This is a genomic window from Rhodococcus cercidiphylli (assembly GCF_033042225.1).
Lineage (GTDB): Bacteria > Actinomycetota > Actinomycetes > Mycobacteriales > Mycobacteriaceae > Rhodococcoides.
Genome location: NZ_JAWLKE010000002.1, coordinates 652,397 through 677,556, shown reverse-complemented (window position 1 = coordinate 677,556; position 25,160 = coordinate 652,397). Strand labels below are relative to the sequence as shown.

Below are 25,160 nucleotides of genomic sequence, written 5' to 3'. Positions count from 1 at the left end.
AGTGTGCCAGCCTGAGATCAGCGGCTGCGCTGGCTCGTGGCGGGGCCTGCTGCACGACGGCTGTGGCCGCCGCCACCGCTACGCGGCTGACCACCGCTGCGGGGCTGTCCACCGCTGCGGGGCTGTCCACCGGAGCGCGGCTGCCCACCGGATCGGGCCGGGCCGCCGCGTCGGGCGTTGTTGCTGTTGCGAGGGTTCGCGGCGCGAACTTCCGGCTCGGCCTTCGGCATCGGCTGGACGTAGCGAGCCTGCTCACCGACGAGGTTCGCCACTGCGGGCGAGTCGGCGGTGACGCGGACGGGCGTGACCTTGATATCGGCCTTGCGCAGCAGAACGGCGGTGTCCTTGCGCTGCTCGGGCAGGACGACGGTCACGACGTCTCCGGCGCTTCCCGCGCGAGCGGTGCGGCCGGAACGGTGCAGGTACGCCTTGTGCTCGGCCGGGGGATCGACGTGGACGACCAGCTGGACGTCGTCGACGTGAACGCCGCGGGCTGCGACGTCGGTGGCGACTAGAACACGGGCCTGGCCGGAGGAGAACGCGGCAAGGTTGCGGTCACGGGCGGCCTGCGAGAGGTTGCCGTGCAGGTCGACGGACGGGATTCCGGCGTCGGTGAGCTGCTTGGCGAGCTTGCGGGCCTGGTGCTTGGTGCGCATGAACAGGATGCGGCGTCCGGTTCCGGAGGCGAGCTGGTGGACCAGCTTCTTCTTGGCTTCGACGCCGTCGACCTCGAACACGCTGTGCGTCATGGCCTCGACGTGTGAGGTGGCCTCGTCGACGGAGTGCGTGATCTGGTTGTGCAGGAATCGCTTGACCAGCTTGTCGACGCCGTTGTCCAGGGTCGCGGAGAACAGCATGCGCTGGCCCTTGTCCGGGGTGGCGGCGAGGATGCGGGTGACGACGGGCAGGAACCCGAGATCGGCCATGTGGTCGGCCTCGTCGAGGACGGTGATCTGAACTCCGTCGAGGGTGAGGTGGCGCTGCTTCATCAGGTCTTCGAGGCGACCGGGGCACGCGACGACGATGTCGACTCCACCCTTGAGTGCGGAGACCTGGCGGACCTGCGAGACACCACCGAAGATCGTGGTGACCTTCAGCGAGTACGCGGACGCGAGGGGTTCGATCGCGACGGCGATCTGGGTGGCGAGCTCACGTGTCGGCGCCAGGATCAGGCCACGGGGGCGGCCGGGCTTGCGGTTGCCGGGAAGCTGGCCGGCGAGGCGAGCGACCATCGGGATGGCGAATGCGAGTGTCTTACCGCTGCCGGTCTTTCCGCGTCCGAGCACGTCGCGTCCCTGCAGTGTGTCGGGAAGGGTGTCGGCCTGGATGGGGAATGCCTCGGTCTTGCCCTGGCTCGCGAGTACATCCGCGATGGCCTGGGGTACGCCGAGTGCAGAAAAAGTCTGTGGGGTCGTCATAGTGATGAAAAGTGCCTTTCGGGCAGGGTGTTGCACCTGCGGGCCTTCGGGCCGAGATGCAAGGTGGCGAGACTGCCGGTGGGCAGTTTCGATCGCCGTAAGAGAAGCCTGTGCAGGGTGCACATGGAGGTTCGGGAGCATTCCACGACGTCTGGCGTGCAGCTGCGCGCGCCGTTGACGAGTGTAACCGAGTCGGTGCTCGGTATCTTCCCGCCGCAACCCGTCATGCGGCGTCGTCGTCGAAGAGACCGGTGATCATCACGTTCTCGATCGTCGAGCTGTACAGCTCGACCACCGGCATCGGCGGCGCACTCGAGTCATAGCTGTGCCCGGTGGGTGAGATGAGCCGGTAGCGGTGTCGCGCGTTGCGTTTGTCTCGCCATGCTTCGGCTGTCCAGCCCTCACCTTCTTTGGCGTAATTGCATGCGGCACAAAGGCCTGCGCCGTTCTCGGCACTCGTTCTGCCACCCGCGGAGTGCGATCTGATGTGATCGTGGTGACGGATCGGTGCGTCGCACCACGGGGTTCGGCAGGTGCGATCGCGGAGATCGATCAGGCGTCCCAGCGCGGTGGGAAATGCGCGCGAATTGGACTCCACTGCCGTCAGCGCACCGGACGTCGGGTGCGCGTAGAGGCGGCGCAATGCGACGTGCGTCTCACTGTCGAGTGTGTCTCGGATCAGTTGCCGTGCGACATCGGACGGAATGTCGCCGTAGCCGTGCATGTATGCGGACGTGTCACCGCCGGCGAGGAGGGTGGAATCCGAGATCACGATGTCGACGGTCACCGGCGGGCCCTGAGCTGCAGATGCGCCGGTGATGCGCTCGAACACGAGGTCGGCCATGATCTGATCGCGGGTGCGTGTGTCACCGCCGGAGTTGATGATTGTGTCGGCGTCTCGTGTCAGCGTCGCCCACATGCAGACCATCTTTTCCATCGACGTGAGGACCGTGAAGAAGCCCATCGATTCGGGTGCTGGACGGGTGCTGGTGCGGCGGGCGGCGTAGGCCTTGGCGCGTCGTTTCACCTGGGAGGCGGCGTCGAGCTCGTTGGCGAGTGCGCGGGCGCGGCCTTCGATGGTGCGGTCGCCGGCACCGGCCAGGGTGGCGGGGTCTGCGCACAGTCGTGCGTCGATGGTGCGGCGATCGTCGACGGTGAGGCATGCGGTTTCGCGAGCGAGGATCATGGCGCGCCACTCGTTGAGTTCCCCAGCTTTCAGCCGCGCGAGGGTGTGCGGCATTTCGTGCACCAGCGCGCGAGCGAGTCCCAGGTGAGTGCCCCCACGGTTCGGTGATTCGCGCCGAGCCAGTCCGATCTGTGACGCAATACCATTGTGCCACTGGGCTTTCGGCTTGCCGCGCTCTCTGCGTTCGTTGCTGATGGCTGTCGCAACGGCATCGGTCACCACGGCTTGCGTTGCCACGCTGGCGCACTTGACAGTCTCGAGAGCGGAGATCAAATCGATGCCGGCTGCTGCGTCGACATCGAGATCGGACGCCTGAAGACGCGCAACGAAGCGCAGCACTTCATCGGGCGTGAGTGGTGAATCTTGTACAGCTGTGACCACGAGTTCCTCCCCAGTACTCGAATACATGTTCGATAGTACGGGGAGTTTTGTGGCTGCGCAATAGTTGCCAGCAATTGGGGAGGGTGGAGCGCGAAGTCGACTCGTGGTGCCCTCGGCAGGATTCGAACCTGCGACCTACCCTTTAGGAGAGGGTTGCTCTATCCCCTGAGCTACGAAGGCTGGTGACCGTTCTGCTGATCCGAAGTCATTGTCCAGCAACGGCTTTCGATCAATCGAACAATCGGTTGCGGATGGGTCTGCCGCCGCACTGCACAGCTGGCCCACATCGCGCTCGCTAGTCTAGCGGCCCACCGTGCCGATCGTGAAGCAGGTTGCCGCTGCTCGCCACCGTCCCGGTCGGCGATGCGATCAGGTTCAGGGCGGTGCGGTGCTGGTCAGCGGTGTGATCGGCAGCCGATTCGATGCCGACGAAGCACCGAATGTCGCGGGCGAAGGCATCGGTCATCCTCGGACAAACGCGCGCGCATTCGCCAAACGCGCGCAGAGTCGCCGGCCACTGGCTGTCTATTCCGCTCGCACCTGACAAACGCGAGCGCATTTGCGGATCCCGAGGCCGGAGCGCATTTGCGGATCCCGAGACCAGCGGCCTGTAGCCCCGCCCACCATCTAATCCGCCGCGATAGCGTCCACGATGCTCAGTCGAGAGGCATGCACGGCAGGCGGAGCCGAACCCAGCAGCGACAGGCCGAGGGCAACGAGTCCGTACAGCAGCACCGACCAGCTCGCGGTGTAGGCGACCGGAATTCCGATGCTGGCTCCGAGGATCAGGGTGCTCAGGTATTGCAGACCCGCACCGATGATCAGGCCGAGCACACCACCGACGACGCCGACCGAGAGCGCCTCGGCGAGCACCATTCGCGCCAGGGTTCCGCGGCCACCGCCCATGGCGCGCAGTACGCCGAGTTCACGTCGACGCTCGAGTACCGACAGTGTCAACGTGTTGAGCAACGCGACGGCAGCGACGAGCGCGACGATCCACTGCAACGCGATGGCCAGTGCCCCGGACTGTCGGATAGCGGCGCTCGTTCCCTCGAGTGCGGCGCCGCCGGTGTAGACGAACGCCTCGGGTGGCACCGCTGCGCGCAGTGAATCCTGTACTGCCGCAACGTCTCCGTCGACGCTGATCTCGAGGTAGGTAGCCCCGGGCCGGTCGTACCAACGCTGCATCGAATCCAGCGAGATCGCCATGGTCCCGCCGGCGGCGTTGATGTATTCGACCAGGTCGAGCACCCGCACGGTCTGCACGCCGGTCGGCGTCGGCAGATCGATGGAGTCACCCACCGAGACACCGAGTGTTCTACCGAACCCCTCTGACAGCACCACACCGTCACCGGCGAGCACCGCCGCGCGCACGTCGTCGGAGAGCGATGCGAGCGTCACCGCGTTGCTACCGTCGGCGACCCCCTGGATGGATACCGTCTCGCCGTCGATCGTCGCGTATGCCCACTGTCCCTCGACGATGCGAGAGACCCCCGGCGTCGCCCGGACAGCGTCATCGACAGAGGCGGGAACGATCGGGCCCGACGGTATGGCGTCGGGTGAGGTCATCGACACGTACAGGTCGGTGTTCGCCAAGGACGACAACGATTCGGCTGCCGAGTCGGTCATGTTGGTCAGCGAACCCGACACTCCCACACTGACTCCCACGGCGATCACGATCGTCATCACGGTTGCCCAGATTCGCCGTGGGGCGCGTTCGATGGTGGCGGTCGCGAGGCGTCCGGCACCACCCCAGCGGCGGGGAACCGCTGCGGTCACGGACACGATCGGCCCGGTCGCACCGACACACAGAGCGACGACGCCGAACATGAACAACGCACCGGCTCCGAGGGTCAACTGCCCGTCGACGTTGACGGCGAACAGGAAGGATCCGGCGACGGCGAACACGCCGAACACGGTCGCGGCCAGGGTGAATCGCAGACCGGGGCCACCCGAGGTCTCTCCGCCGCCGACTGCGAGCGCTTCGATCGGTGAGATGCGATACACCTGCACGGCGGCGACGGCCGAGGCCCCGACGCAGGCCAGCACGCACGCGACGATCGCCACCGGAATCGCGAAGCCGGGCAGCACGTATTCGATTCGCGCATCGAAGGCTTGGGAGAGGAACGGCGGCAGACTTTCGATCGCGATGCGGCCCATCACGATTCCCAGCGGAACTCCGACGGCACCGCCCACGAGACCGACCAGAACGGACTCGAACAGCAGGTCGCGGACGATGTCGCCGCGGCGGCCACCGACTGCCCGGAGCAGAGAGATGGTGGGTCGACGCTTCGCGATGGCCATGTTCATGACGTTGAAGACGAGGAACGCCGCGACGACGAACGCGATGAGCGAGACCATCAGTGTCGCATTGCGAGTCAGGCTCATCGCCTGGTTCGCGCGGTCGGCCCGGAAGTCCGGATTCATCACCGACACCCGGCCTGCCAACGCGGCATCGAGGTCGGTGCGCAGAGAGTCGCCACTGCCGAGGACGAAGATCGAATCGAGCTGATCGGGGCGGTCGGTGAGCGCCTGAGCCGTCGGGACGAGCGCGACGGCGAACATGCCCCCGCCGATGCGCTGCGTCCCGGGGCCGTCGACCACGCCGACCACCGCGGTCGGAACATCGTCGATCGTGACGGTGTCGCCTTGCGTCAGACCCGTTGCGGCCCCGACCAATACCCCGTCCGGATCGGTGAGCAATCCTGACGCGTTGCCGACGGCACCTTCCAGATCGGATTGCAGTGCCGTGATGGATGCGTCGACACCGAGAATCGTCAGGTCTCCGACATCGGACCGAACAGTGCTGCGCAACAGTGGAACCGCTGTCTCGACGCCGGGAACAGCACGTACGGCGTCGAGTTCGCTTTGATCGAAACCGGAGTCGGTGACACCGACGATCTCGTAGTTCGCGTTACCGGCGATCGACACGGCGAGTCGCTCGACGGATCCGGTCAAGGAGCCGTACGTGCCGAGGACGGCGATGAGCAGCCCGGCCGCGACGGCGACGACACCGGCCGAGACCAGCGAACGCACCCAGTGCATGCGGAGATCGCGAAGGCTGATGACTCGAAATCTGCTGAGCGCGGTGCCTATCACCGATCGAGGCCGGCCGTCAGAGTGTCGGTCTCGACGCGACCGTCGATCATGCTGACGATGCGATCGGTGGACCGTGCTGCCTCGAGGTCATGGGTCGCCATCACCACTGCTCGACGCCCGTTGCTGGCGTGCGCCACGTCGGCGAGGATCTCGAGGACGTTGTGGGAGGTCTTCGAATCGAGATTGCCGGTCGGTTCGTCGGCGATCAGCAGCGCCGGATCCATCATCAACGCCCGGGCGATCGCGATGCGCTGGATCTGACCACCGGACAACTGTGCCGGCCGGTGCTCGGATCGGTTCGAAAGTCCGACCATCTCGAGCAGACGCATCGCGTCGGTCTTGGCCTTCTTGATGGGTGTGCCGTCGAGCAGCTTGGGCACGGCGACGTTCTCCCACGCGGACATCGTCGGCAGCAGGTTGAAGAACTGGAAGACGAACCCCACCTGGTGGCGTCGGAAATCGGATTGGGCGTTGTCGTCGAGGGTGGTGACCTCGACGTCGTCGAACCGGATGGAACCCGACGTCGGTGTGTCGAGAGCGCCGAGCATGTGCAGCAGCGTCGACTTTCCGGCACCGGACGGCGCGACGAGCGAGACGAACTGGCCACCCTCGATGGTGAGATCGATTCCGTCCAACGCGCGTACCGGTTGCTCGCCGGTGGGGTACTCCTTGACCACACCGGACAGCTCGAGCTTCAAATTGGTCATGCAACGATCCCCTGCTCCTCGATTACTTCCGACGCTACCTGCCGTCGGGTCGAGAAACCGGTCGGAGTTCTCAGATCACGCTGCGCCGCGCGAGGATTCGAGCCGCCGGGCCACCAGTGCGGCCTGCAGGTGCCGAATTCCCGAGGGACGGGTGGGATCGAACCCGGTGAGTTGCGCGATCCGCTTGAGGCGGTAATCGACGGTGTTGGTGTGCAGATGAAGCTGGCGAGCGGACCGCTGACGGTTCAGATCGTGGGAGATGTGGATCTCGAGGGTCTCGAGCAGCTCAGGGGACGAATCGAGGGGCTCGAGGATCTGGGTCAGGTGGCGACGCCCGGGGCCAGGCCGCGTGAGCTGGTACTCCAGCACCAGGTCGTCCATGCGGTACAGGCCGGACGGGCGGTGCAGCTGGTGCGCCAACGACAGCAGTTCGTGTACCTGATCGGCTGCGGTGGGGATGTCGGCGGTTGCGGCCTGTTCGGCGGTGACTGTGACGGGAACCTCGGCGGCGGTACCGATGCGATGCACCAAGGCCTCGACCCACTCGTCGTCGTGGGTACCGGGGATGAGCACGGTGCCACCCTCGGTGCTGAGCAGAGACAGGGGAGTGCGGCCGCAGATCGTGGCCAGCTCGGCCTGGACGCGGCGCAGCTTTCTACGGGCGGCGACGGTCTTCTGAATGTTGGGATCGTTCTCGTCGGGGTGCGGCGGAACAGAGATGGCGAGCACGAGGTAGCTGTCGGCGAGTTCGATGCCGGACTGACGGGCCATCGAGACCGCGTTGTGGCCGCTGAGCAGCGAGGTCACCAGGGTGTGCGCTGCCGTGTGGTGCTCACTTGCCACCGCTTGGAGCTCCTCGACGTAGCTCTTGCTGGCGGCGATGGACACCTTCTCCGACAGCAGCACGAACATCCGCGCGGCCTCGATCAGTTGAGCGGCGTCGCCCTCACCTGCCCTCTTGGACACCAGATTCCAGCCGATCTGGATGCCCTCGTGGTAGACGCTGAGCACGGACTCGAGGGGCACGCCCTCGCGTGCCCACTGGCTGGCTTTGACGCGAAGTTCGGCCAGGTCGGACTCGGCCGGAGCGCGCCGTTCGTCGAGCATCTGCACGGCGATACTGATGCACTTGACGGTGAATTCGGTGACGTCGCCGTGGAGCTGTTCGCCCGGCAACGACCCGCAGGGGGTGTTGGCGGCGAAGTGCCCCACGAGGAGCCGCGCCACCGCACGGAAGTCGCGAAGAGGAGCCGACGCAGGCTGACCCGCGACCATGATTCCGAGGCTAGTCGAGTTGTGAACGGTCACAGATCAACCCTTCGTGTTGGGATCTTCAGGTCATCGGAGAGCAAACTTACTTGCGCGTATCGATGCGCTTCCGCGGCTCAATGTATGCAATTCCCGACGAAACCGCGGCGTTTTCGTACTTCAAGTTTGTTTCCTGGCCTCTAACAGGGTCGATCATAGGTTGTTATCAACGCGTGATCCACCATTTCGGCAAAACTCGTTGTGACCTGTCTCGAGCGCGCGCCCCAGGCGCTTGCGACTTGCCCTAAACAATCTGCAAGCGCTCCACGGTGCGAGTTCGGCGGATCTACCTTTGTCTCCGTCGGAGTGGGTAGGCGGGCGACGAAGGGGCGGGTATGCGCAGAGATATCGGGCAGTTCGCGGTACTGCGAGAACTGTTGCCGACCATCGAGGCCAACCTGGCTCGGCATCGCGCCGAGGCCGTTCTGTGGGAACCGGCCGACTACGTCCGAGCCGAGATGTACTGGGGTTCGCGTCCCTCGACACTGACCGAAGCTGCCAAAGCGGCACTGGTGACCACCCTGCTCGTCGAACAGAACATTCCGCTGTATCGGCGGGATACTGCAGCCTCCGAGAACGGGGTCTGGCCGTCGTGGCTGACCGAGTGGAGCGACGAACGAACCCGGCATGCAGTGGCCGTCACCGATTACCTGGTCGTCACCCGCAGCGTCGACCCGGTCGCCCTCGGTCGAGCCCGAGCGCAGTGCATGACGGTGGGTTTCGACGCCCCGATGAACGGAGCGCATCTGCTCCGGTCGCTCGCCCAGGTCACCCTCGACGAGTCGGTGTCGAGCGTCTGCCATCGCAACACTGCCGTTCAGTGCCACGATCCGGTGGCCGATCGCCTGCTCGGACGCATCGTCGCCGATCAGGACCTGCATGTCCGCTTCTTTTCGGACCTTGTTTCTGCGGCGCTCGAGGTGGCACCGTCGCTCACCGTCACGGCGATCACCGAGGTCGTCATGAACTTTCAGCTGCCGGGCACCAACCTGCCGGGGTTCGCGCGCAGCGCGATGCTCATCTCGCGGGACGGAATCTACGATCTGCGCCGCCATCTCGACGATGTTCTGCGACCCCTGTTGGCGCAGTGGCGCATCTTCGAGCGCACCGATCTCGGTGCCGGAGCCCGCAGTCGCGACCAACTGGTCGACTATCTCGATCATCTCGGCGCCCAGGACGCCGCAACCCAGCTCGGCCGCACACGAGTCCGCGAATACTCGAACGCATTGCGCGCCAGCTGACACCACATACCCCGGGGGGTCCGTGGGACCGGTGCCTCTTCGGTTCGATTCGAATCGAAGAGGCGCTCGGGCGGACCCCATCGACTAGCCTGAACGCCTATTCGTCATACGCGCGAGGATTGGTTCTCGCGCAAGACCGGAGGCCCGAAACGTGACAGGCTCTCGACCGATCATCGTCGGTATCGACGGATCCGCTGCAGCGGACAAGGCCGTGATCTGGGCGGCTCTCTGCGCTCACCGACGGGATCGGCGATTGCACATCGTCACTGCCGTCGACATGCCGGGGGTGGTCGACCTGAGCGAATTCGCAGGAGAAGCAACCGAATTCGTTGCCACTGCCAAGTCGAGGTTGGTGGCGGCAGAAACGCTGGCCGCACTGGTCGTCGACGATCCTGCCTTCGAGGTGACCTCCAGTGCCGTCGAGGGCGGCGTGATGGATGTTCTCATCGGCGTCTCGGCGCAGGCCGAGATGCTGGTGATCGGGGCCAGCGAAACCGGCGCTGTCACACTCTCGTTGGCCGCGCACAGCGTGTCCCCGGTCGCGGTGGTGCGAGGCCGCGACATCGATGGCCGCCCGGTTGCCGAGGGGCCGGTGATCGTCGGTATCGACGGCTCGGACGTCAACCAGGCTGCGGTCGAGTGGGCGTTCGTCGAAGCATCCGCTCGCGACGCCGTGCTGATCGCGGTTCACGTGTGGTCCGACGTCGATCTCACCCAGTCGTTCGGCCGTGCGCCCAAGGACTGGCAGGCCATCGCCGACGGCGAGGAGGTTCTGCTGGCAGAGAGCCTCGCCGGCTGGCAGGAGAGGTTCCCCGACGTCGAGGTGCAGCGCGTCGTCGCTCAGGACCGTCCGGTGCGGGTTCTGAGCGGACTGTCCGAAACCGCGGCGTTGATCGTGGTGGGCAACCGGGGGCGCGGCGGATTCGGTGGAATGCTGTTGGGCTCCACCAGTTTCGCGCTCGTCAACACCGCGGACTGTCCGGTACTGGTCGTGCGGAAAGCACTCACATAGCGACGGTCAGCAAAAAGCTCACGTCTTCGAGGGCCTCGACGCTGTGGCGGGCGTCGGGGATGACGAGAAGGTCGCCGGTCGAGCCCTTCCAGGAGCGCTCACCGGAGATCAGTTCGAGCTTGCCGCTGAGCACCAGGACGGTGGACTCGCCCGAGAGGTCGTGCTCGGCCAGCTTGTTGCCGGCGGCCAGTGCCACCACGGTCTGCCGCAGGTGGCGTCGGTGGCCGCCGTACACCGTCTGTGAACTGCGGCCACTCGACGCGCCGACTGCAAGTTTGAGCTGTTGGCGGGCAAGGGCGGTGAGTGACTTCTTGTCCATGATCGTCAGTATGACGCACCGCTCGCAGTCGCGACGGGGGAATCCTGAACGCGCTCAAGAAGGTTGGGTAGGCTTTCCGTACTCGACCCAGCGGAATCGGGTTCCGTCGACCCGGCTGCTCTGCCACTCACCTGCCGTCGCGACCCAGCCGTCGGGAATCTCGGGGGCCTTCGTATCGCCCTCCACGTCGAGATCGACCTCGGTCACTTCCAGGTGGGTCGCGATATCCATTGCACTGCGATAGATTTCGCCGCCCCCCATGATCCAGACCGGGCTCTCGCCCACCAGGGCCACGGCGTCGGCGACACTCGGTGCATTCTCGGCACCGTCGGCGGTCCACGAGGAGTTGCGAGTGACCACGATGTTGCGACGGCCCGGCAGCGGACGGAACTTCGCAGGAAGTGAGTCCCAGGTCTTGCGGCCCATGATCACCGGATGCTCGGCCGTCTTCGATTTGAAGTGCGCCATGTCCTCGGGGACGTGCCAGGGGATCGATCCCGCGTCTCCGATGACGCCCGCGGTGGTCTGAGCCCAGATCAGGCCGACGAAGTGCGGTGCACTCACACCGCTACCGGGGCCTTGATCGCCGGGTGATGCTGGTAGTCCACTATCTCGATGTCCTCGTAGGTGTAATCGAAGATCGAATCCCGTTGCGCCAGTTTCAGAGTGGGGTATGGATACGCCTCGCGTGAGAGCTGCTCGGTGACCTGCTCGCGGTGGTTGTCGTAGATGTGGCAGTCGCCGCCGGTCCAGACGAACTCGCCGACCTCGAGGCCGGTCTGCGCCGCCACCATGTGCGTGAGCAGTGCGTAGCTGGCGATGTTGAACGGCACGCCGAGAAACATGTCTGCGCTGCGCTGGTAGAGCTGGCAGGAGAGTTTTCCGTCGGCCACGTAGAACTGGAAGAACGCGTGGCACGGCGGGAGCGCCATCCGCGGGATCTCGCCGACGTTCCACGCCGAGACGATCATTCGCCGCGAATCCGGATCGGTCTTCAGGGTCTCGATGACCTGGCTGATCTGGTCGATGTGCTCGCCCGACGGGGTGGGCCACGACCGCCATTGCACTCCGTAGACGGGGCCGAGCTCGCCGTCCGGAGCTGCCCACTCGTCCCAGATGCTGACGCCGCGCTCCTGGAGCCACGTGGCGTTCGAGTCTCCGCGCAGGAACCACAACAGCTCGTAGACGATCGACTTCAGGTGGACCTTCTTGGTGGTGATCAACGGGAAGCCCGCTGCCAGATCGAAGCGCATCTGATGCCCGAACACGCTGGTGGTGCCGGTTCCCGTGCGGTCGGATTTCGCCGTCCCGGTATCGAGGATGCGGCGCAGCAGATCTTCGTACGGAGTCGGAACCATCACGACGGTCATCGTAGCTGCATACTGGACGCATGCCGGAATTACCCGAGGTGGAAGCCCTTGCCGGCTTTCTGCGCGAGCATGCCGTCGGAGCCGTGATCGGCCGAATCGACATCGCTGCGCTGAGCGTTCTCAAGACATTCGATCCGCCGATCACCGAGCTGCAGGGCAAGGACGTCACCGATGCCGCCCGCTTCGGAAAGCACCTGGCGCTCCGAGCCGGTGACCTCTGGCTGATCACCCATCTCTCGCGTGGAGGATGGCTGCGGTGGGTGGACAACCCCAGCGCCGCGCCGCCGAAGCCGGGCAAAGGGCCCCTCGCGCTGCGGATCCACTTCTTCACCCCCGAGGGAGCGACGCCCGCGATCGATCTCACCGAAGCGGGGACCAAGAAACGGCTGGCGGTGTGGGTGGTACGCGATCCGCAACAGGTGGCGAGTATCGCCCGGCTCGGACCCGACGCGCTGACGGTCACCGAGCTCGAATTCGCCGAGATCCTGAGCAGCACCACCGCGCGACTGAAGACTTCGTTGGTGGATCAGTCGCTGTTGGCCGGCATCGGCAATGCCTACTCGGACGAGATACTGCACGTGGCGAAGCTCTCGCCGTTCGCATCGTCGAGCAAGCTCGATTCCGAGGCCGTCGGGGCGCTGTACGCGGCAATGCGCTCGGTGCTGTCCGACGCGGTGGCCCGCTCGGACGGGCAGGATGCGGCGCGTCTGAAGGGGGAGAAGAGATCGGGGATGCGCGTGCACGCCAGAACCGGACTTCCGTGCCCGGTGTGCGGCGACCCGGTACGCGAAGTCGCCTACGTCGATCGCTCTTTTCAGTACTGCGCGACGTGTCAGACGGCCGGCAAGATTCTCGCCGACCGTCGTATGTCGCGATTGCTCAAGTGACGGGCTCTAGCTTCTGGCTGTCGTAGCCCCGGTAGCCTTCCCACGCCTTGCGACGGTCGCTCCGTGGGTCCTTCTGTACCCGCGTGCGGGTGTCGAAGATCAACGTCTTGCGGTCGGTCTCGTTGTACTCCGGCCACGATTCGAGGGGTTTTCCGTTGGTGGCGAACGCAATCCAGTTCGACTGGACCTGCTCGGTGACTTCGGCGAAGGCCTTCCGTCCGCCTGCGAGCGTCAGCGCCTTGCCGAACAGTGTTTCGCTGATGCCGAACACGGCGAACAACTCGAAGCCGTGGGTGGCGTCGAATCCGAGCAGCTTCATCGACCGCGGGGCGAAGTCGAACCGGTAGAAGTACGTGGGTGCATGACGCGAATGTCCTTCGGCCACTTCGAGAGAGGGCTTCCAGAACGTGAAGTCTCCGCCGAAGTCGATGGCTGCCCTCTCGTTGGGGTAGCCCCGGTAGCCTGAAGTGACCACGGCCTCGGCGTCGGGATCGGTGAGCGAGAACAGCTTGGTGATGCGCTCGGGGTTGGTGGGCAAAGCGTCGAGGAACTTCGGAAACAGTGTTCCCTCACGGGCATTGGTGCCGATGATCAGCGGGACGCGGTGCGCCGTTCCGTTCGCGTATGCCTCGACCGGGCTGACCGGGAGGAAGTCGCCGTCGATCACCGGGCCGAACGGGAGCAGACCCGGGGTGCGGTGCAGGGTGGTGAGGCCGAGTTTGGTGCCCGCCCGGCCGAGCCGGAGCACCTCGGCGTTGTCGAGGGTCTCGGTGGCGGTCTCGACCGTGCCGCCGAGGTAGCCGACGTACTCGCGCGCCCACTGGTCGGCGCGCTCCTTGGTGGCCGTCATTCCCGGGGCGGAGCTTTCGGAAATGGCTTGCGCGAACAGGCCTTTCGCGGCGGGAACGGTCATGAGAGTGGTGACGGCATTGCCGCCTGCGGACTCGCCGAAGATGGTGACGTTGTTCGGATCGCCGCCGAAGTTCGCGATGTTGCGCTGCACCCATTCCAGCGCCGCAACCTGATCCCGCAAACCCAGGTTGGAGTCGAACGGCCGCTCGGGAGTGGAGAACTGGGACATGTCGAGGTACCCCAGTGCGCCGAGTCGGTAGTTGACCGACACGTAGATGATGCCGTCGCCGTCCTTCAGCGAGCGGCGTACCAGAGAGCCGCCGCCGTACAGCGGGGTCGCCGATGTGCCGAGCGTGTAGGCACCACCGTGGATGAACACCATGACCGGCCGCGGGCTCGCGCTCGGTGTGCTCGGGGCCAACACGTTGAGCGTCAGGCAGTCCTCGCTCGACGGTTGGTACTTGCCCACTGCGAGCATCGTGCCGCGCTTGTGCTGAACGGAGGCATTGCCCCACTCGGTGGCGTCGCGCACACCCGACCAGGGCTCGGTGGGTTGGGGCGCTCTGAAACGAAGCGGTCCGACGGGCGGGGCGGCGTAGGGAATGCCTCGCCAGGTGGTCAGATCACCCACCGGCTTTCCCTCGATGATGCCGTCCGATGTGGTCACGCGGGTCGTCACAGCCATGTCGCGAGTGTACTGATCTCTCCTTACCCGCGGGTAAGAACAGCGGGGGACGGGAACACGGCAGACTCGAAGGCATGTCCTTCGAGTACCGCGCCGAGATCGTGCAGCTGCTGCGAGCGCCCACACACGCCTATTTCGGCAGATCCAAGGACGGCCCGGCCGACGTACCGACGGACCTGCCGGAGAGTGTCCAGATCGTGGCCCACAAGGGCATCCGGGGCGATCGGTTCTTCGGCGTGCGGGCGCATACCGAGGCGGCGGTGAGCTTTCTGGCCGTCGAGGCCTGGGAGGCAGTGGGGGATGTGCTCGGCGTCGAGGTCCCCGACCCGGCCGTGGCCAGGAGAAACGTCGTAGTGCGTGGGCTCGAGCTCGACCCGTTGCGAGGTCTGGAATTCGAGCTCGACTCCGGTGACGGCTGGATCCGCTTTCGCGGTGGGCGACCGGCCCACCCCTGCGCGTGGATGGACCGGATGGTCGTCGACGGTGCCCGCAAAGCGTTGATCGGTCGCGGCGGGCTTCGCGTGGAACCGTTGTCCGACGGGATCTTGCGGGTCGGCGAGGTGGCGGTGCGCTCGCCGGTCGAACTCGACGCCTCGCGAGCTGCGCTGTCGGTTCGGCGCGCACAGCCCATCTGACGCCAAGTCGGGGTCACTCTTGCTCACGAAGTAAATCTGTGCCCATAATGTGAGCAATGGTGCGACGCATCACACCGGTCCGTCTTCGACGGCGACGGTCACTCTCTCTGGTGGGAAGAACTGCCGATGTCCGACATGTGGATCGTGATCAACACCGTCGTCGCTGTGCTGGCGGTGGTGGTCTTCATCGTTCGTTTTCACTTCAATCCGGTGATCTCGCTGGTTCTCGGGGCCGCGTATCTGGGTCTGGCGACAAAGCTCGGAGTGTCGACCACCGTCGACACCATCACGGGCGGATTCGGCGAGATCATGGCCGAGGTGGGGCTGCTCATCGCCTTCGGAGTCCTGATGGGCTCGGTGCTGCAGGAGATGAGCGCCATCCAACGACTCGTCGGCACGTTGCTGAAAACGTTCGGGCCCAAACGACTCCCGTACGCGTTGTCGCTGACCATCGCGACCGTGCTGCAGTCCATCTTCCTCGACGTCTTGCTGGTGATCTCCGCTCCGCTCGCCCGCAACCTCGCCCCCAAGATCGGCAAGTACGGTACGGCGAGAATGGCTACAGCACTGGCCATCTCGCTCGAATGCGGCATCGTGTTCATGGTCCCCGGTGTCGCGACGCTCGCGCTGGCCGGACTGCTCGGAGTGCCCCTGGGCAAGATGATGATCTACGGATTGATCCTGATCGTTCCCGTCGTCGTGCTGTCGGTGGCCATCATGTCGTTCGTCTTCCGACACGGCTGGTGGAACGAGGAGAAGGACGAGCAACAGATCACCGTAGTCGAGCAGCCTGTGGTTCCCGAGCCTGCCGATTCCGACGACGAGCCCCTCGAAACCGGAGGTGGCGTGGCGCAGAAGGTGCGCACCGAGAAGCAGACGTCGCTGCTGGTGTTGCTCTCGCCGTTGCTGCTCGCGCTCGTTCTCATCGCAGTCGGAGCGGTTCTCGAAGTCGCCGAAATATCGGTTCCGGTGGTCGAATTCATCGCCAGCCCGGTCATCGCGCTGCTCATCGGCTTGGTGGGGACCTGCCTCATCGGCCGCTATCACGTCGGTCAGGCCCGGGTGGAGAAGGCTCTCGCCCGTGGTTTCGCCGAGAGCGGTCAGATTCTCATCCTCACCGGTGTCGGTGGTTCGCTCGCGGCCGTCATCAACGAGGCGGGTCTCGGCGACATCCTCGGCCAGTACTTCACCGCCAGCACCGCGGCTCCGTTGTTGATGGTGTGGGTCATCGCTGCCGCGTTGCACATCGCCGTGGGCTCGGTGACGATCTCGGCCATCACGTCCGCGGGCATCCTCGCCCCGGTCGCTCCGTTGATCGGGCTCGATCCGGTGTTCATCGCGCTCGCCGCCGGTGCCGGATCGCTGTTCGCCGTGCACGTGACCAGCAACACCTTCTGGCTGCTGCAGTCCTTGATGGGACAGTCGACCAGGGGCACACTCAAGACGTGCTCGGTGGGCGTCTCGGTGGCATCGGTCATCGCCATCGCGTTGATCGTGCCGATGAGCTGGATCCTGTGAGCCCTGATTTTGTGAGTATCGAAAGGAACACGATGGCATTGCCGCTCAGCGGAGTTCGAGTTCTCGAGCTCGGCAACTACATCGCCGCCCCTACCGCGGCGCGCATGCTCGCCGATTTCGGTGCCGAGGTGATCAAGGTCGAACGGCCGGGAACCGGAGACGAACTGCGTAACTGGCGGCTCTACTCCGGCACCACATCGATGCTGTATCGCACGATCAATCGAAACAAGAAGTCGATCGTGCTGGACCTGCGTACCGAACAAGGACGCAAGGACGTCGTCGACCTCGCTGCCAAGTGCGACATCGTGTTGGAGAATTTCCGTCCCGGCACGCTGGAGAAATGGGGTATCTCGCCGGAAGTGCTCAGCGCAGCCAATCCCGAATTGATCATCACGCGCATCTCGGCCTTCGGGCAGACCGGCCCCATGTCGCAGCGACCCGGATTCGCCGCTGTCGCAGAGGCATACGGCGGCTTTCGCAATCTCGTGGGTGATCCGGACCGGCCACCGGTCCGAGTGGGAGTCTCGATCGGCGACTCGATCGCCGGACTGTACGCCGCGTTCGGTTGCGTCATGGCACTGTTCCAGCGGCAGACACAGCGTGCGGCGCAGGCACCCGACGAGCAGTCGCCGCTGACGTTGGCGCAGCGTTCCATCGATGTGGCGCTGAACGAATCGATCCTGTCGATGATGGAATCGCTGATTCCGGATTACCTCGCCTACGGAGTCGAACGTGAGCGCACGGGCGGCCGCATGGAGGGCATCGCCCCGTCGAACGCGTACCCGTGCAACGACGGTCACTCGATCATCATCGCCGGCAACGGTGACGCGATCTTCCAGCGCTACATGGAGACCATCGATCGCCCCGACCTCGGAGCCGATCCGGACCTTGCTTCCAACGCCGGCCGATGGCGTCGACGCGACGAGCTGGACGCCGCCATCTCGGCCTGGACCGGATTGCATTCGCGCGAGCAGGCTTTGAAGATCCTCGATGCCGCCGGAGTGCCGTCGGGACCGATCTACACCGCCGCGGACATCGTCGCCGACGAGCAGTACGCCGCCCGGAACATGATTCAGCACTTCTCGGTCGACACCGGAGGCGACAAGCCGACCGACGTCGGATTCGTCGGCGTCGTCCCGGTGATCGGCGACGCGTCCCTGCCGATTCGTTCCGTCGGACCGGATCTGGGCGAACACACCAGGGAAGTACTCTCGACTCTGCTCGGCCGCACCGACGAAGAGATGGGCCTGTAAATGTATCGGTTCGCTCCCGCCGCAGAGCTGCGCGACGTCACGATGCGCGACGGTCTGCAGCTCACCGGCAAGATGCTCCCCACCGATCGCAAGCTCGAGATCATCAGGGCCCTCATCGAACTCGGCGTACCGTCGCTCGAGATCGGGTCGATGGCGCGGGGCGACAAGGTGCCCCCGATGGCCAACACCCTCGAGGTGATCGGTGAGCTCACCGCCGCCGAACTCGCCCGATGCTGGGTGTGGGTTGCCACTCCACGGCATGTCGAGAAGGCCGCTGCCGCTGGGGCTCGCAACTTTCAGTACTGCTTCTCCGCGTCGGACTCGCACAATCAGGCCAACATCGGTCGGACCACCGAGGTGTCCCTGGCCGCGATGCCCGACGCCGTGGACATCACTCGATCGGTGGACGGTGAGATCGAACTGTGTATCGCGACCTCCTTCACCTGCCCGTTCGAGGGACAGGTGTCGCCGGACCGCGTCATCGAGATAGCCAACGACGAACGTGCCAGCGGTGCAACGGACATCGTCATCTGCGACACCCTCGGACAGGCCGTCCCGGTTCAGGTGTCGTCGCTGATCTCTCGGGTGCGAACCGAAACTCCCGATCGCAGAGTGGTGTTCCACGGTCACGACACCTGGGGCCTGGGCGTCGCGAACACACTCGCCGCGATCTCCGCCGGAGCCACGATGGTCGACGGTTCGCTCGGCGGGCTCGGCGGTTGTCCCTTCGCGCCGGGGGCCAGCGGCAACACCTCGTCGGAGGACATCCTGTTCGCGACGCGACCGGACTGGTTCGAGCCGAAAATCCTGGCGGCCATGGCAACTCTGTCGGAGGAGCTGCTCACCGAATTGAACGAGCCCATGCGCTCGAAAACCGTTCAAGGTGCACGTTCCGAGGCCCGTGCTTTCGAGTGGGTCGCATGAGTCGAATCCTCGTCACCACCGAGATCCCCGCGCCGGGCATGGACATCCTGCGCGCCGCAGGAGAAGTGGACCTGCGGGAAGTCGATCACCAGCAGTTGGTCGAGGCCTGCGCATCGGGTGAGTACTCCGTGGTCGTCTCTCAATTGCGTGATCGGTTCGACGCGGAGTTGCTGGAGTCGGCGTCTCTCGTCGGAATATCCAACTATGCAGTCGGATTCGACAACATCGATATCGCGGCGGCAACCCAGCGGGGCATCACTGTCGCCAACACCCCCGGGGTGTTGACCGATTCGACCGCGGACATCGCGATGTTGCTGATCCTCTCGACGGCCCGCCGCGCCGTCGAGGCCGATGCGTTCGTCCGTTCCGGCGCGTTCACCGGCTGGGAGCCCGAACTGCTTCTCGGCAGCGATGTCTCGCGCCGGGTGCTGGGACTGGCCGGCTTCGGTCGGATCGCCCGCGCCACTGCGCGTCGGGCACTGGGTTTCGGGATGACGGTCAAGTTCTGCCCCCGCCCGCCCGGCGATCGCGAGGTCTCCGAGAACGAGCTCGGCGAGTTCGCCGGCCGCGTCGAGCATGCGTCGTGGGACGAGATCGTCACGACCAGCGACTTTCTGTCCCTCCATGTTCCGCTGTCGGATTCCACGCACCATCTGGTGGACACCGCCGTACTCGGGGCGATGAAGCCGTCGGCGATCGTGATCAACACCGCGCGCGGACCGGTGGTCGACGAGGCAGCTCTGGTGACCGCACTTCGCGAGGGCACCGTTGCCGCAGCGGGATTGGACGTCTACGAGCGTGAGCCGGCCCTCGAGCCGGGCCTCGCGGAGCTGCCCAACACGGTGTTGCTTCCGCATGTGGGGAGCGCGACGGTGTCGGTGCGTTCGGAGATGGCGCGGCTGTGCGCAACCAATGCCGCGGCGATGTTCGGTGGTTCGATGCCGCCGCATCCGGTGAATCCCGACGCCTGGTCTCACGCGGGGTAGCGGCCGCCCAGGGTTCTCGTGATCTGTTCGGCATGGGAGATCAGCAGATCCACCCAGTCCTCGCACTGCGACTGCGGCATCCGCAGCGTCGGACCGCTGATGGTGACGGCACCGACGATGTCCGCGGCCGAATCGAACACCGGCGCAGACAGTCCCGAGGCACCGGTTTCGCGCTCGCCGGTGGTGATCGCGTACCCGTCGGCTCTGGTCTGCGCCAACAGCGTTCGCATCGTCTCTGCCTCGGTCACCGTCTGCTCGGTCAACGATTCGAGTTCGCGAGACAGGACGCGCTCGGCGAGCTCGTCGTCCCAGGCCAGCAGGACGCGGCTGGCCGATCCTGCGCTGAGCGGGATGACCTTGCCGACGTACATGTCTCGGCGCAGGGCATGCCGCGTCTCGGCGATGGCGACGCAGACGCGATAGTTCTGTTCGGGCCGAAAGAAGCATGCGGTCTCGGTCGTCAGGTCTCGCATGTCCTTGAGCACGGGGTTGACGACCGACAGCACGTCGAGGTCCTTGGTGGCCGTTGCGGCCCAATAGGCCATGCGGACCCCGATGCGAATGCGGTCGCCGCTCCGATCCAGAAATCCCTGCTGCACAAGGTTGGTCACGAGACGCTGCACCGTCGAGGTCGGCAGGCCGGTGGTCTGTTGGATCTCACCGAGGGTCATGGACGGACGGTCGAACGAGAAGGCGTCGAGAATCTCGGTGATCTTGCCCAGCACCAGAAGCGGTTGCTGCTTCGACGCACTCTCGGTGTTCACCCGTCCAATCTACTCGGCCACGCGATCCGCGAGGCAATTGTGCCCGAGCGCGTACTCAGCGACGAGATTCGAGCAGCCGCAGCCAGATCTCGCTGACCGTCGGGTACGACGGCACCGCATGCCACAGGTCGTCGAGCGAAACCTTGCCGACCACAGCCACCGTGGCCGCGTGGACCAGCTCCGCGACACCCGGCCCGACGAAGGTCGCGCCCACGATCGTGTCGGTGGCGCGGTCGATCACCAGCTGCGCTCGCCCCGAGTAATCGTCCTGTTGCAGAGACGAACCCGCGACTGCGATGTCCTGGGCCACGATCTCGACGTCGATGCCTTCTTCTCGGGCCTTGGCCTCGGTCAGTCCGACGGATGCCACCTCGACCGGCGTGAACACCACCTGGGGGATCTGGCCGTGATCCGCTGATGCGCGGAATCGCTTGCTGTCCAGCGGCTTGCCGTCGGCCCTGGCGGCAATGACGTCACCGGCCACTCGGCCCTGATACTTGCCCATGTGTGTCAGCGGCGCTCGGCCGTTGACATCGCCCACCGCGTAGAGCCAGTCGTGGCCGGGAACGGTCAGATGATCGTCGACGTCGATGTAGCGCCCGTCCTCGAGTCCGAGGCTCGACAGTCCTAGGTCGGAACTCGCCGGAGTACGTCCCGCAGCAACGAGCACTTCATCGGCGACGATCTCGGTACCGTCGACGACGAGACGGACAGTACCCCCGTGGATTCGGCCGATGCCGGTGTCGGCCGGGTTCTCTCGTGACACCGACTCGAGGGAGGCGTCGAGCATGATTTTCGCGCCTCGCTTCGTCAGAGCCTCGGCGGCGAGTTCGCCTGCGAACGGTTCGGAACCGGCCAGCAGCGACGATCCGCGCACGATCATCGTGACCTTCGCTCCGAGCGAGAGCAACCAGGTGGCCGCCTCCGTCGCGACGACGCCACCGCCGATCACCGCGATGTGACCGGGGGTCTCGTGAATGTTGGTGGCATCACGGGAGATCCACGGCAGGGCATCGCGCAGGCCGGGTGTGTTCGGTACGGATGCGGTGGTTCCGGTGGCGAGGACGACAGCGTGCCGGGCAGTGAGTGTGCGGCCGTCGACCTCGACGGTTCTGTCCCCGGTGACGCGACCGTGGCCACGGATCACCGAGATGCCCGCCGACTCGGCCCACGCCACCTGCGAGGAGTCGTCGAGACCGTGGGTGAAGGATTCGCGTCGGGCCAGGACGGCGTCGGCGTCGAGGGGTTGATCGCCCACCAGTTCCCTGACGCCCGGCATGTTTCGTGCGGTGTCGAGAACCTCGCTGGGGCGCAGCAATGCCTTGCTCGGCATGCATGCCCAATAGGAGCATTCACCACCGAGAAGTTCGTGCTCGACGATCACGGCGGTGCGGTCGCTGCCTGCGATGGCGTACTGGGCGGCATTCTCGCCGACCGGTCCACCGCCGATGACGATGACATCGAATTCCGAGCTTTCTGAGGCCATTGCTCCACAGTGACATAGGCTCGCCGCTTATGGCGACCACTCGGAACAAGATTCTGATCACCGGAGCGAGCTCGGGACTCGGTGAGGAAATGGCGCGACGGTTCGCAGGCATGGGCCGGGATCTGGCGCTCTGTGCGCGTCGGGTCGAGCGGTTGGACGACCTTCGCGCCGAGTTGATGCACCACAACCCGAACATCACCGTGGCGGTCCGGGCGCTCGACGTCACCGATCACGATGCGGTCGGTGAGGTGTTCGGAAAATTACGAGACGAATTGGGTGGACTCGATCGAGTGATCGTCAATGCCGGGCTCGGCAAGGGTTCGAAGATCGGGACCGGGCGAGCCGAGGCCAACCTGCAGACCGCCCACACGAACTTCATCGGGGCGCTGTCGCAGGCCGAGGCGGCCCTGTCGATCTTCCGAGCACAGAAACACGGGCACCTGGTGTTCGTCTCGTCCGTCAGCGCCGACCGGGGACTGCCGGGGGCCAAGGCGACCTACTCGGCGAGCAAAGCCGCAGTGGCCTCGCTGGGTGAATCGTTGGCGACGGAACTGTCGCGAACCGACATCGCCGTCACCACCCTGCTGCCCGGCTTCATCGCCACCGACATGTCGGCCAACGCGGGTGACAGTGCCGCTCTCACAGCCACTCTGGACGAGGGAGTGTCGGCAATGGTCGACGCGATCGAGAGCGAAACCCGGCGCGCCGCGCTACCGGGACTCAAGTGGCGGGGCATCGACGCGGCGCTGCGGTTCCTACCGAATGCGCTGACGGATCGAATGGTCTAGGTTCCGGGGTTCACTGCAGGTATCCCTCGACCCGGTCGACGCTGTTGGCGGTTGCCGCGTCTGGGTTCTTGCCTGCATCGATACGCGCCCTACGCTGACGGAGCAGGTCCCAGCACTGGTCCAGGGCGTGCTCGAGGGAGGCCAGTTGGGCCTTCTCGGTGTCCGGGTCGACGTCCCCGGACTGGGCTTCGGTGCGGAGCTTGTGCTCGGTGGCGATGAGCTGCTGGATCTTGGTGTGGATATCGTGCTCGTTCATGGCGACAACGCTAGACCTACCAGGGTTTGGCGGCCAGGTTCCGCGTCGCAAGTGCTCGCTGCAGGGCCGCGGTGAGCTCGGCCGGCGATCCGGCCAGGGCGTCATCGGTGCACACCAGCGAGAGCGTGTAGTTGCCGTCCAGTCGGGAGAGATAGGTGGACATTCGGATCGTCGACAGTGCGCCCGACGGGTTCGGATGGATCGCCCGCGTGGCCAGTCCGCACGATCGGTGCGATCCGAGGGCAGTGATGCCGTCGGGAATGTCGCCGATGTTGGAGCACAACACTTCTCCGCGCCCCGGGGTCGACGTCAGCTTCGCGGCGACGCGGTGGGGGAGCAACTGGACGATCTCGGGTGGATAGCCTGCCGGAGCTCCGACCGGCTTGCCGAACGCCTCCTTGCAGGCTGCTCGGATGACGGCGGGCGAGTCGTCTCCGCGGACGGCGACGGTGGCCATGCCGATCGCATTGGCATCACCGGACCCGGTGCGGAAAGGAATGTCGACGGTCACTGCGGGAGAACCGAGTTCGTTCATCGTGGCGGCGACGACGGAGACGAACAGCGAATTGGCCGATCCGCCGACGCGTCGGGCAGCCGAATCCCACTCCGCAGCATCGACATCCACGATCACCGACGTCATTCTGTTCGCGTGGTGCGGTGCGATACCGCCGCTGTCGGCGGTGGTGAACGCTCGCAATTCGGCTCTGGCTTTCTTGCTGACCCACAATCTTGCCGTCGCCGCGATGGAGCGTAGGAGGACGGTGACGATCATCGCGAGCGCATCCTTCACATCCGAGCCCGGGTGCAGCACATGCACCGGTACCGATCCTGAGAATGCTTGTGCCGCAGCGTCGATGAGCTCACGAGCATCGGCCAGCGCGTGCGAACACACCAGGGACAGCACGGTTCCCCCGTGTGCAACGGGCGCGGCCGTCAACCGCCAGCCGGGCCCGTACTGCGGATCGAGTCGAACGTCTGCCTGCGCGTCGGCCCAGCCGATGATGTCGTCGACCGCGTCGGTGCCGTACTCGAGGGGAAGCGACTCGGACGAGATGTCCCATCGAAGTCGTGCCCCGGGGATGCGGGGCTTGCCGACTCGACGACCGAGCTGCCCGACGGCCAGTTCGTCGTGGATCCTGTCGAGTTCTTCCCTGCTCACCCTCTCGGTCGTGCGCCAGATACCTTGCAGTGCAATAGGAATTCCGTAGCCGCGGTGGGTTCGGAGAAATATCTCGTCGATCACCGACAGGCGCGTGGACTTCACGGACTCGGGGTGCCGTGACGTCCCGCGCCCGAGACGAACTTGCTCGCGCCGGTGAGTGCGTCGGCGGTGATCGAGATGGCTCCGTGCCGAAACTCGTTCTTCAGCGCTGCCTCCTCGTCGAGGCCGTCCTGTTCGAGGACGGACAGGCGATCCTCGCGCATGCAGGTCTGAGGTAGCAGGGCGAGTTCGGCAGCCAGGGCCTCCGCCTCCGAGCGAGCTCGCCCCACCGGAACGACTCGGGTGATCAGTCCGATGTTCAGAGCTTCCTGCGCATCGACTGCGCGACCGGTGAGGACCATGTCCATCGCCCGGCCGGTTCCGACGATGCGCGGCAAACGCACTGTGCCGCCGTCGATCAAGGGAACACCCCAGCGTCGGCAGAACACGCCGAACGTCGCGTCGTCCTCGGCGATGCGAAGGTCGCACCACAGTGCGAGTTCCAGTCCGCCTGCGACGGCGTATCCCGACACGGCCGCGATGACGGGCTTGGACAACCGCATTCGCGTCGGACCCATCGGGCCGTCGCCGTGTTCGGTGGCGTGGTTGGAGCGTGATGTCCCGAGTGCCTCGAGATCGGCTCCCGAGCAGAACGTGCCGCCTTCGCCCCACAGCACGGCCACCGACGCGGACTCGTCGGCGTCGAACTCCTCGAACGCCTGGGTCAGCTCCTGGGCGGTCGGGCCGTCGACAGCGTTCCGCACCTCAGGGCGCGACAGGACGATTGTGGTGACGGGGCCTGATCGTTCGATCCGTACCGACATGTCTGTGAACCCTACTCGAGTTCTCTTGCGTGAAGCAGTGAATCAGTGCTTCAATCCTTG

At 65.4% G+C, this 25,160-nt stretch carries 24 protein-coding genes and 1 tRNA gene; 10 read left to right on the top strand and 15 right to left on the bottom strand.

Going from position 1 to position 25,160, the window contains the following annotated elements:
• Positions 1-17 precede the first annotated feature (17 nt).
• From R3P95_RS06820 to R3P95_RS06810, 3 genes are all read right to left on the bottom strand, one after another.
• A complete protein-coding gene (locus R3P95_RS06820) occupies positions 18-1,418 on the bottom strand; it encodes a DEAD/DEAH box helicase (RefSeq protein WP_317547769.1) in 1,401 nt (466 codons plus the stop codon).
• A 223-nt stretch (positions 1,419-1,641) separates the two neighbouring features.
• Positions 1,642-2,985: an HNH endonuclease gene (locus R3P95_RS06815; RefSeq protein WP_317547768.1), complete on the bottom strand. Its 1,344-nt coding sequence runs from the start codon at positions 2,983-2,985 to the stop codon at positions 1,642-1,644.
• A 104-nt stretch (positions 2,986-3,089) separates the two neighbouring features.
• Positions 3,090-3,165 (bottom strand) — tRNA-Arg (locus R3P95_RS06810).
• A gap of 142 nt (positions 3,166-3,307) precedes the next feature.
• On the opposite strand from R3P95_RS06810, the gene R3P95_RS06805 reads away from it, so the two are divergent.
• Positions 3,308-3,529 carry a hypothetical protein gene (locus tag R3P95_RS06805; RefSeq protein ID WP_149405096.1) on the top strand — a complete coding sequence of 74 codons (222 nt, stop codon included), beginning with the start codon at positions 3,308-3,310 and terminating at the stop codon, positions 3,527-3,529.
• Positions 3,530-3,612: 83 nt separating this feature from the next.
• On the opposite strand, the gene R3P95_RS06800 is transcribed toward R3P95_RS06805, so the two are convergent.
• The 3 genes from R3P95_RS06800 to R3P95_RS06790 all read right to left on the bottom strand — a co-directional run bounded on the left by R3P95_RS06800 (position 3,613) and on the right by R3P95_RS06790 (position 8,099).
• A complete protein-coding gene (locus R3P95_RS06800; protein WP_317547767.1) occupies positions 3,613-6,030 on the bottom strand; it encodes an FtsX-like permease family protein in 2,418 nt (805 codons plus the stop codon).
• A gap of 50 nt (positions 6,031-6,080) precedes the next feature.
• On the bottom strand, positions 6,081-6,782 hold the full coding sequence (locus R3P95_RS06795) for an ABC transporter ATP-binding protein (RefSeq protein ID WP_094668584.1): 702 nt from the start codon (positions 6,780-6,782) through the stop codon (positions 6,081-6,083).
• Between the two features lie 84 nt (positions 6,783-6,866).
• Positions 6,867-8,099, bottom strand: coding sequence for a PucR family transcriptional regulator (locus R3P95_RS06790; protein ID WP_094633082.1), 1,233 nt, complete (start codon positions 8,097-8,099; stop codon positions 6,867-6,869).
• 335 nt (positions 8,100-8,434) lie between these two features.
• Here R3P95_RS06790 and R3P95_RS06785 point away from each other — a divergent pair, with 335 nt between their 5' ends.
• A complete protein-coding gene (locus tag R3P95_RS06785) occupies positions 8,435-9,340 on the top strand; it encodes an acyl-ACP desaturase (protein WP_317547766.1) in 906 nt (301 codons plus the stop codon).
• A 151-nt stretch (positions 9,341-9,491) separates the two neighbouring features.
• Positions 9,492-10,352, top strand: a complete 861-nt coding sequence (locus R3P95_RS06780) for a universal stress protein (protein ID WP_149405099.1) — start codon at positions 9,492-9,494, stop codon at positions 10,350-10,352.
• Here the strand turns inward: R3P95_RS06780 and R3P95_RS06775 are convergent.
• Genes R3P95_RS06775 through R3P95_RS06765 form a run of 3 tightly spaced genes read right to left on the bottom strand, consistent with a single transcriptional unit; the run spans position 10,345 to position 12,032 of the window.
• Complete coding sequence (locus R3P95_RS06775; protein WP_032395790.1) at positions 10,345-10,671, bottom strand: cupin domain-containing protein; 327 nt, start codon at positions 10,669-10,671, stop codon at positions 10,345-10,347. The genes R3P95_RS06780 and R3P95_RS06775 overlap by 8 nt on opposite strands.
• A 54-nt stretch (positions 10,672-10,725) precedes the next feature.
• Positions 10,726-11,235 carry a dihydrofolate reductase gene (locus R3P95_RS06770; protein WP_149405100.1) on the bottom strand — a complete coding sequence of 170 codons (510 nt, stop codon included), beginning with the start codon at positions 11,233-11,235 and terminating at the stop codon, positions 10,726-10,728.
• Positions 11,232-12,032 (bottom strand): thymidylate synthase, encoded by an 801-nt coding sequence (locus R3P95_RS06765; RefSeq protein ID WP_149405596.1) that lies wholly within the window; start codon positions 12,030-12,032, stop codon positions 11,232-11,234. Before R3P95_RS06765 ends, R3P95_RS06770 begins: the two co-directional genes overlap by 4 nt.
• Positions 12,033-12,061: 29 nt before the next feature.
• Between R3P95_RS06765 and R3P95_RS06760 the strand changes: the two genes are divergently transcribed.
• On the top strand, positions 12,062-12,928 hold the full coding sequence (locus R3P95_RS06760) for an Fpg/Nei family DNA glycosylase (protein WP_317547765.1): 867 nt from the start codon (positions 12,062-12,064) through the stop codon (positions 12,926-12,928).
• Here the strand turns inward: R3P95_RS06760 and R3P95_RS06755 are convergent.
• Complete coding sequence (locus R3P95_RS06755) at positions 12,921-14,465, bottom strand: carboxylesterase/lipase family protein (protein WP_149405102.1); 1,545 nt, start codon at positions 14,463-14,465, stop codon at positions 12,921-12,923. The genes R3P95_RS06760 and R3P95_RS06755 overlap by 8 nt on opposite strands.
• A gap of 74 nt (positions 14,466-14,539) precedes the next feature.
• Here R3P95_RS06755 and R3P95_RS06750 point away from each other — a divergent pair, with 74 nt between their 5' ends.
• The 5 genes from R3P95_RS06750 (at position 14,540) to R3P95_RS06730 (ending at position 19,781) form a co-directional block, all read left to right on the top strand.
• Entirely contained in the window at positions 14,540-15,100 is a 561-nt protein-coding gene (locus tag R3P95_RS06750; protein ID WP_149405103.1) for a molybdenum cofactor biosysynthesis protein, read from the top strand.
• 126 nt (positions 15,101-15,226) lie between these two features.
• Entirely contained in the window at positions 15,227-16,618 is a 1,392-nt protein-coding gene (locus tag R3P95_RS06745; RefSeq protein WP_269594603.1) for a GntP family permease, read from the top strand.
• Between the two features lie 32 nt (positions 16,619-16,650).
• Positions 16,651-17,871 carry a CaiB/BaiF CoA transferase family protein gene (locus tag R3P95_RS06740; protein ID WP_317547764.1) on the top strand — a complete coding sequence of 407 codons (1,221 nt, stop codon included), beginning with the start codon at positions 16,651-16,653 and terminating at the stop codon, positions 17,869-17,871.
• The gene (locus tag R3P95_RS06735; protein WP_317547763.1) at positions 17,872-18,795 is read left to right on the top strand and encodes a beta/alpha barrel domain-containing protein; all 924 of its coding nucleotides are present in this window, start codon (positions 17,872-17,874) and stop codon (positions 18,793-18,795) included.
• Positions 18,792-19,781 (top strand): 2-hydroxyacid dehydrogenase, encoded by a 990-nt coding sequence (locus R3P95_RS06730; protein WP_317547762.1) that lies wholly within the window; start codon positions 18,792-18,794, stop codon positions 19,779-19,781. The genes R3P95_RS06735 and R3P95_RS06730 overlap by 4 nt, the downstream gene beginning before the upstream one ends.
• On the opposite strand, the gene R3P95_RS06725 is transcribed toward R3P95_RS06730, so the two are convergent.
• Together R3P95_RS06725 and R3P95_RS06720 are read right to left on the bottom strand one after the other, a co-directional pair.
• Entirely contained in the window at positions 19,769-20,545 is a 777-nt protein-coding gene (locus tag R3P95_RS06725; protein ID WP_262498255.1) for an IclR family transcriptional regulator, read from the bottom strand. The genes R3P95_RS06730 and R3P95_RS06725 overlap by 13 nt on opposite strands.
• Before the next feature lie 55 nt (positions 20,546-20,600).
• Positions 20,601-22,031, bottom strand: a complete 1,431-nt coding sequence (locus R3P95_RS06720; RefSeq protein ID WP_317547761.1) for a dihydrolipoyl dehydrogenase family protein — start codon at positions 22,029-22,031, stop codon at positions 20,601-20,603.
• Between the two features lie 29 nt (positions 22,032-22,060).
• Between R3P95_RS06720 and R3P95_RS06715 the strand changes: the two genes are divergently transcribed.
• A complete protein-coding gene (locus tag R3P95_RS06715; protein WP_149405109.1) occupies positions 22,061-22,819 on the top strand; it encodes an SDR family oxidoreductase in 759 nt (252 codons plus the stop codon).
• Between the two features lie 10 nt (positions 22,820-22,829).
• On the opposite strand, the gene R3P95_RS06710 is transcribed toward R3P95_RS06715, so the two are convergent.
• From R3P95_RS06710 to R3P95_RS06700, 3 genes are read right to left on the bottom strand one after another with little or no spacing between them, the layout of a single operon-like run.
• Positions 22,830-23,075 (bottom strand): DUF2630 family protein, encoded by a 246-nt coding sequence (locus R3P95_RS06710; protein WP_068050123.1) that lies wholly within the window; start codon positions 23,073-23,075, stop codon positions 22,830-22,832.
• Positions 23,076-23,091: 16 nt separating this feature from the next.
• Positions 23,092-24,339 carry a hypothetical protein gene (locus R3P95_RS06705; protein WP_317547760.1) on the bottom strand — a complete coding sequence of 416 codons (1,248 nt, stop codon included), beginning with the start codon at positions 24,337-24,339 and terminating at the stop codon, positions 23,092-23,094.
• The gene (locus tag R3P95_RS06700; protein ID WP_149405111.1) at positions 24,336-25,100 is read right to left on the bottom strand and encodes a crotonase/enoyl-CoA hydratase family protein; all 765 of its coding nucleotides are present in this window, start codon (positions 25,098-25,100) and stop codon (positions 24,336-24,338) included. Before R3P95_RS06700 ends, R3P95_RS06705 begins: the two co-directional genes overlap by 4 nt.
• Between the last annotated feature and the right edge of the window lie 60 nt (positions 25,101-25,160).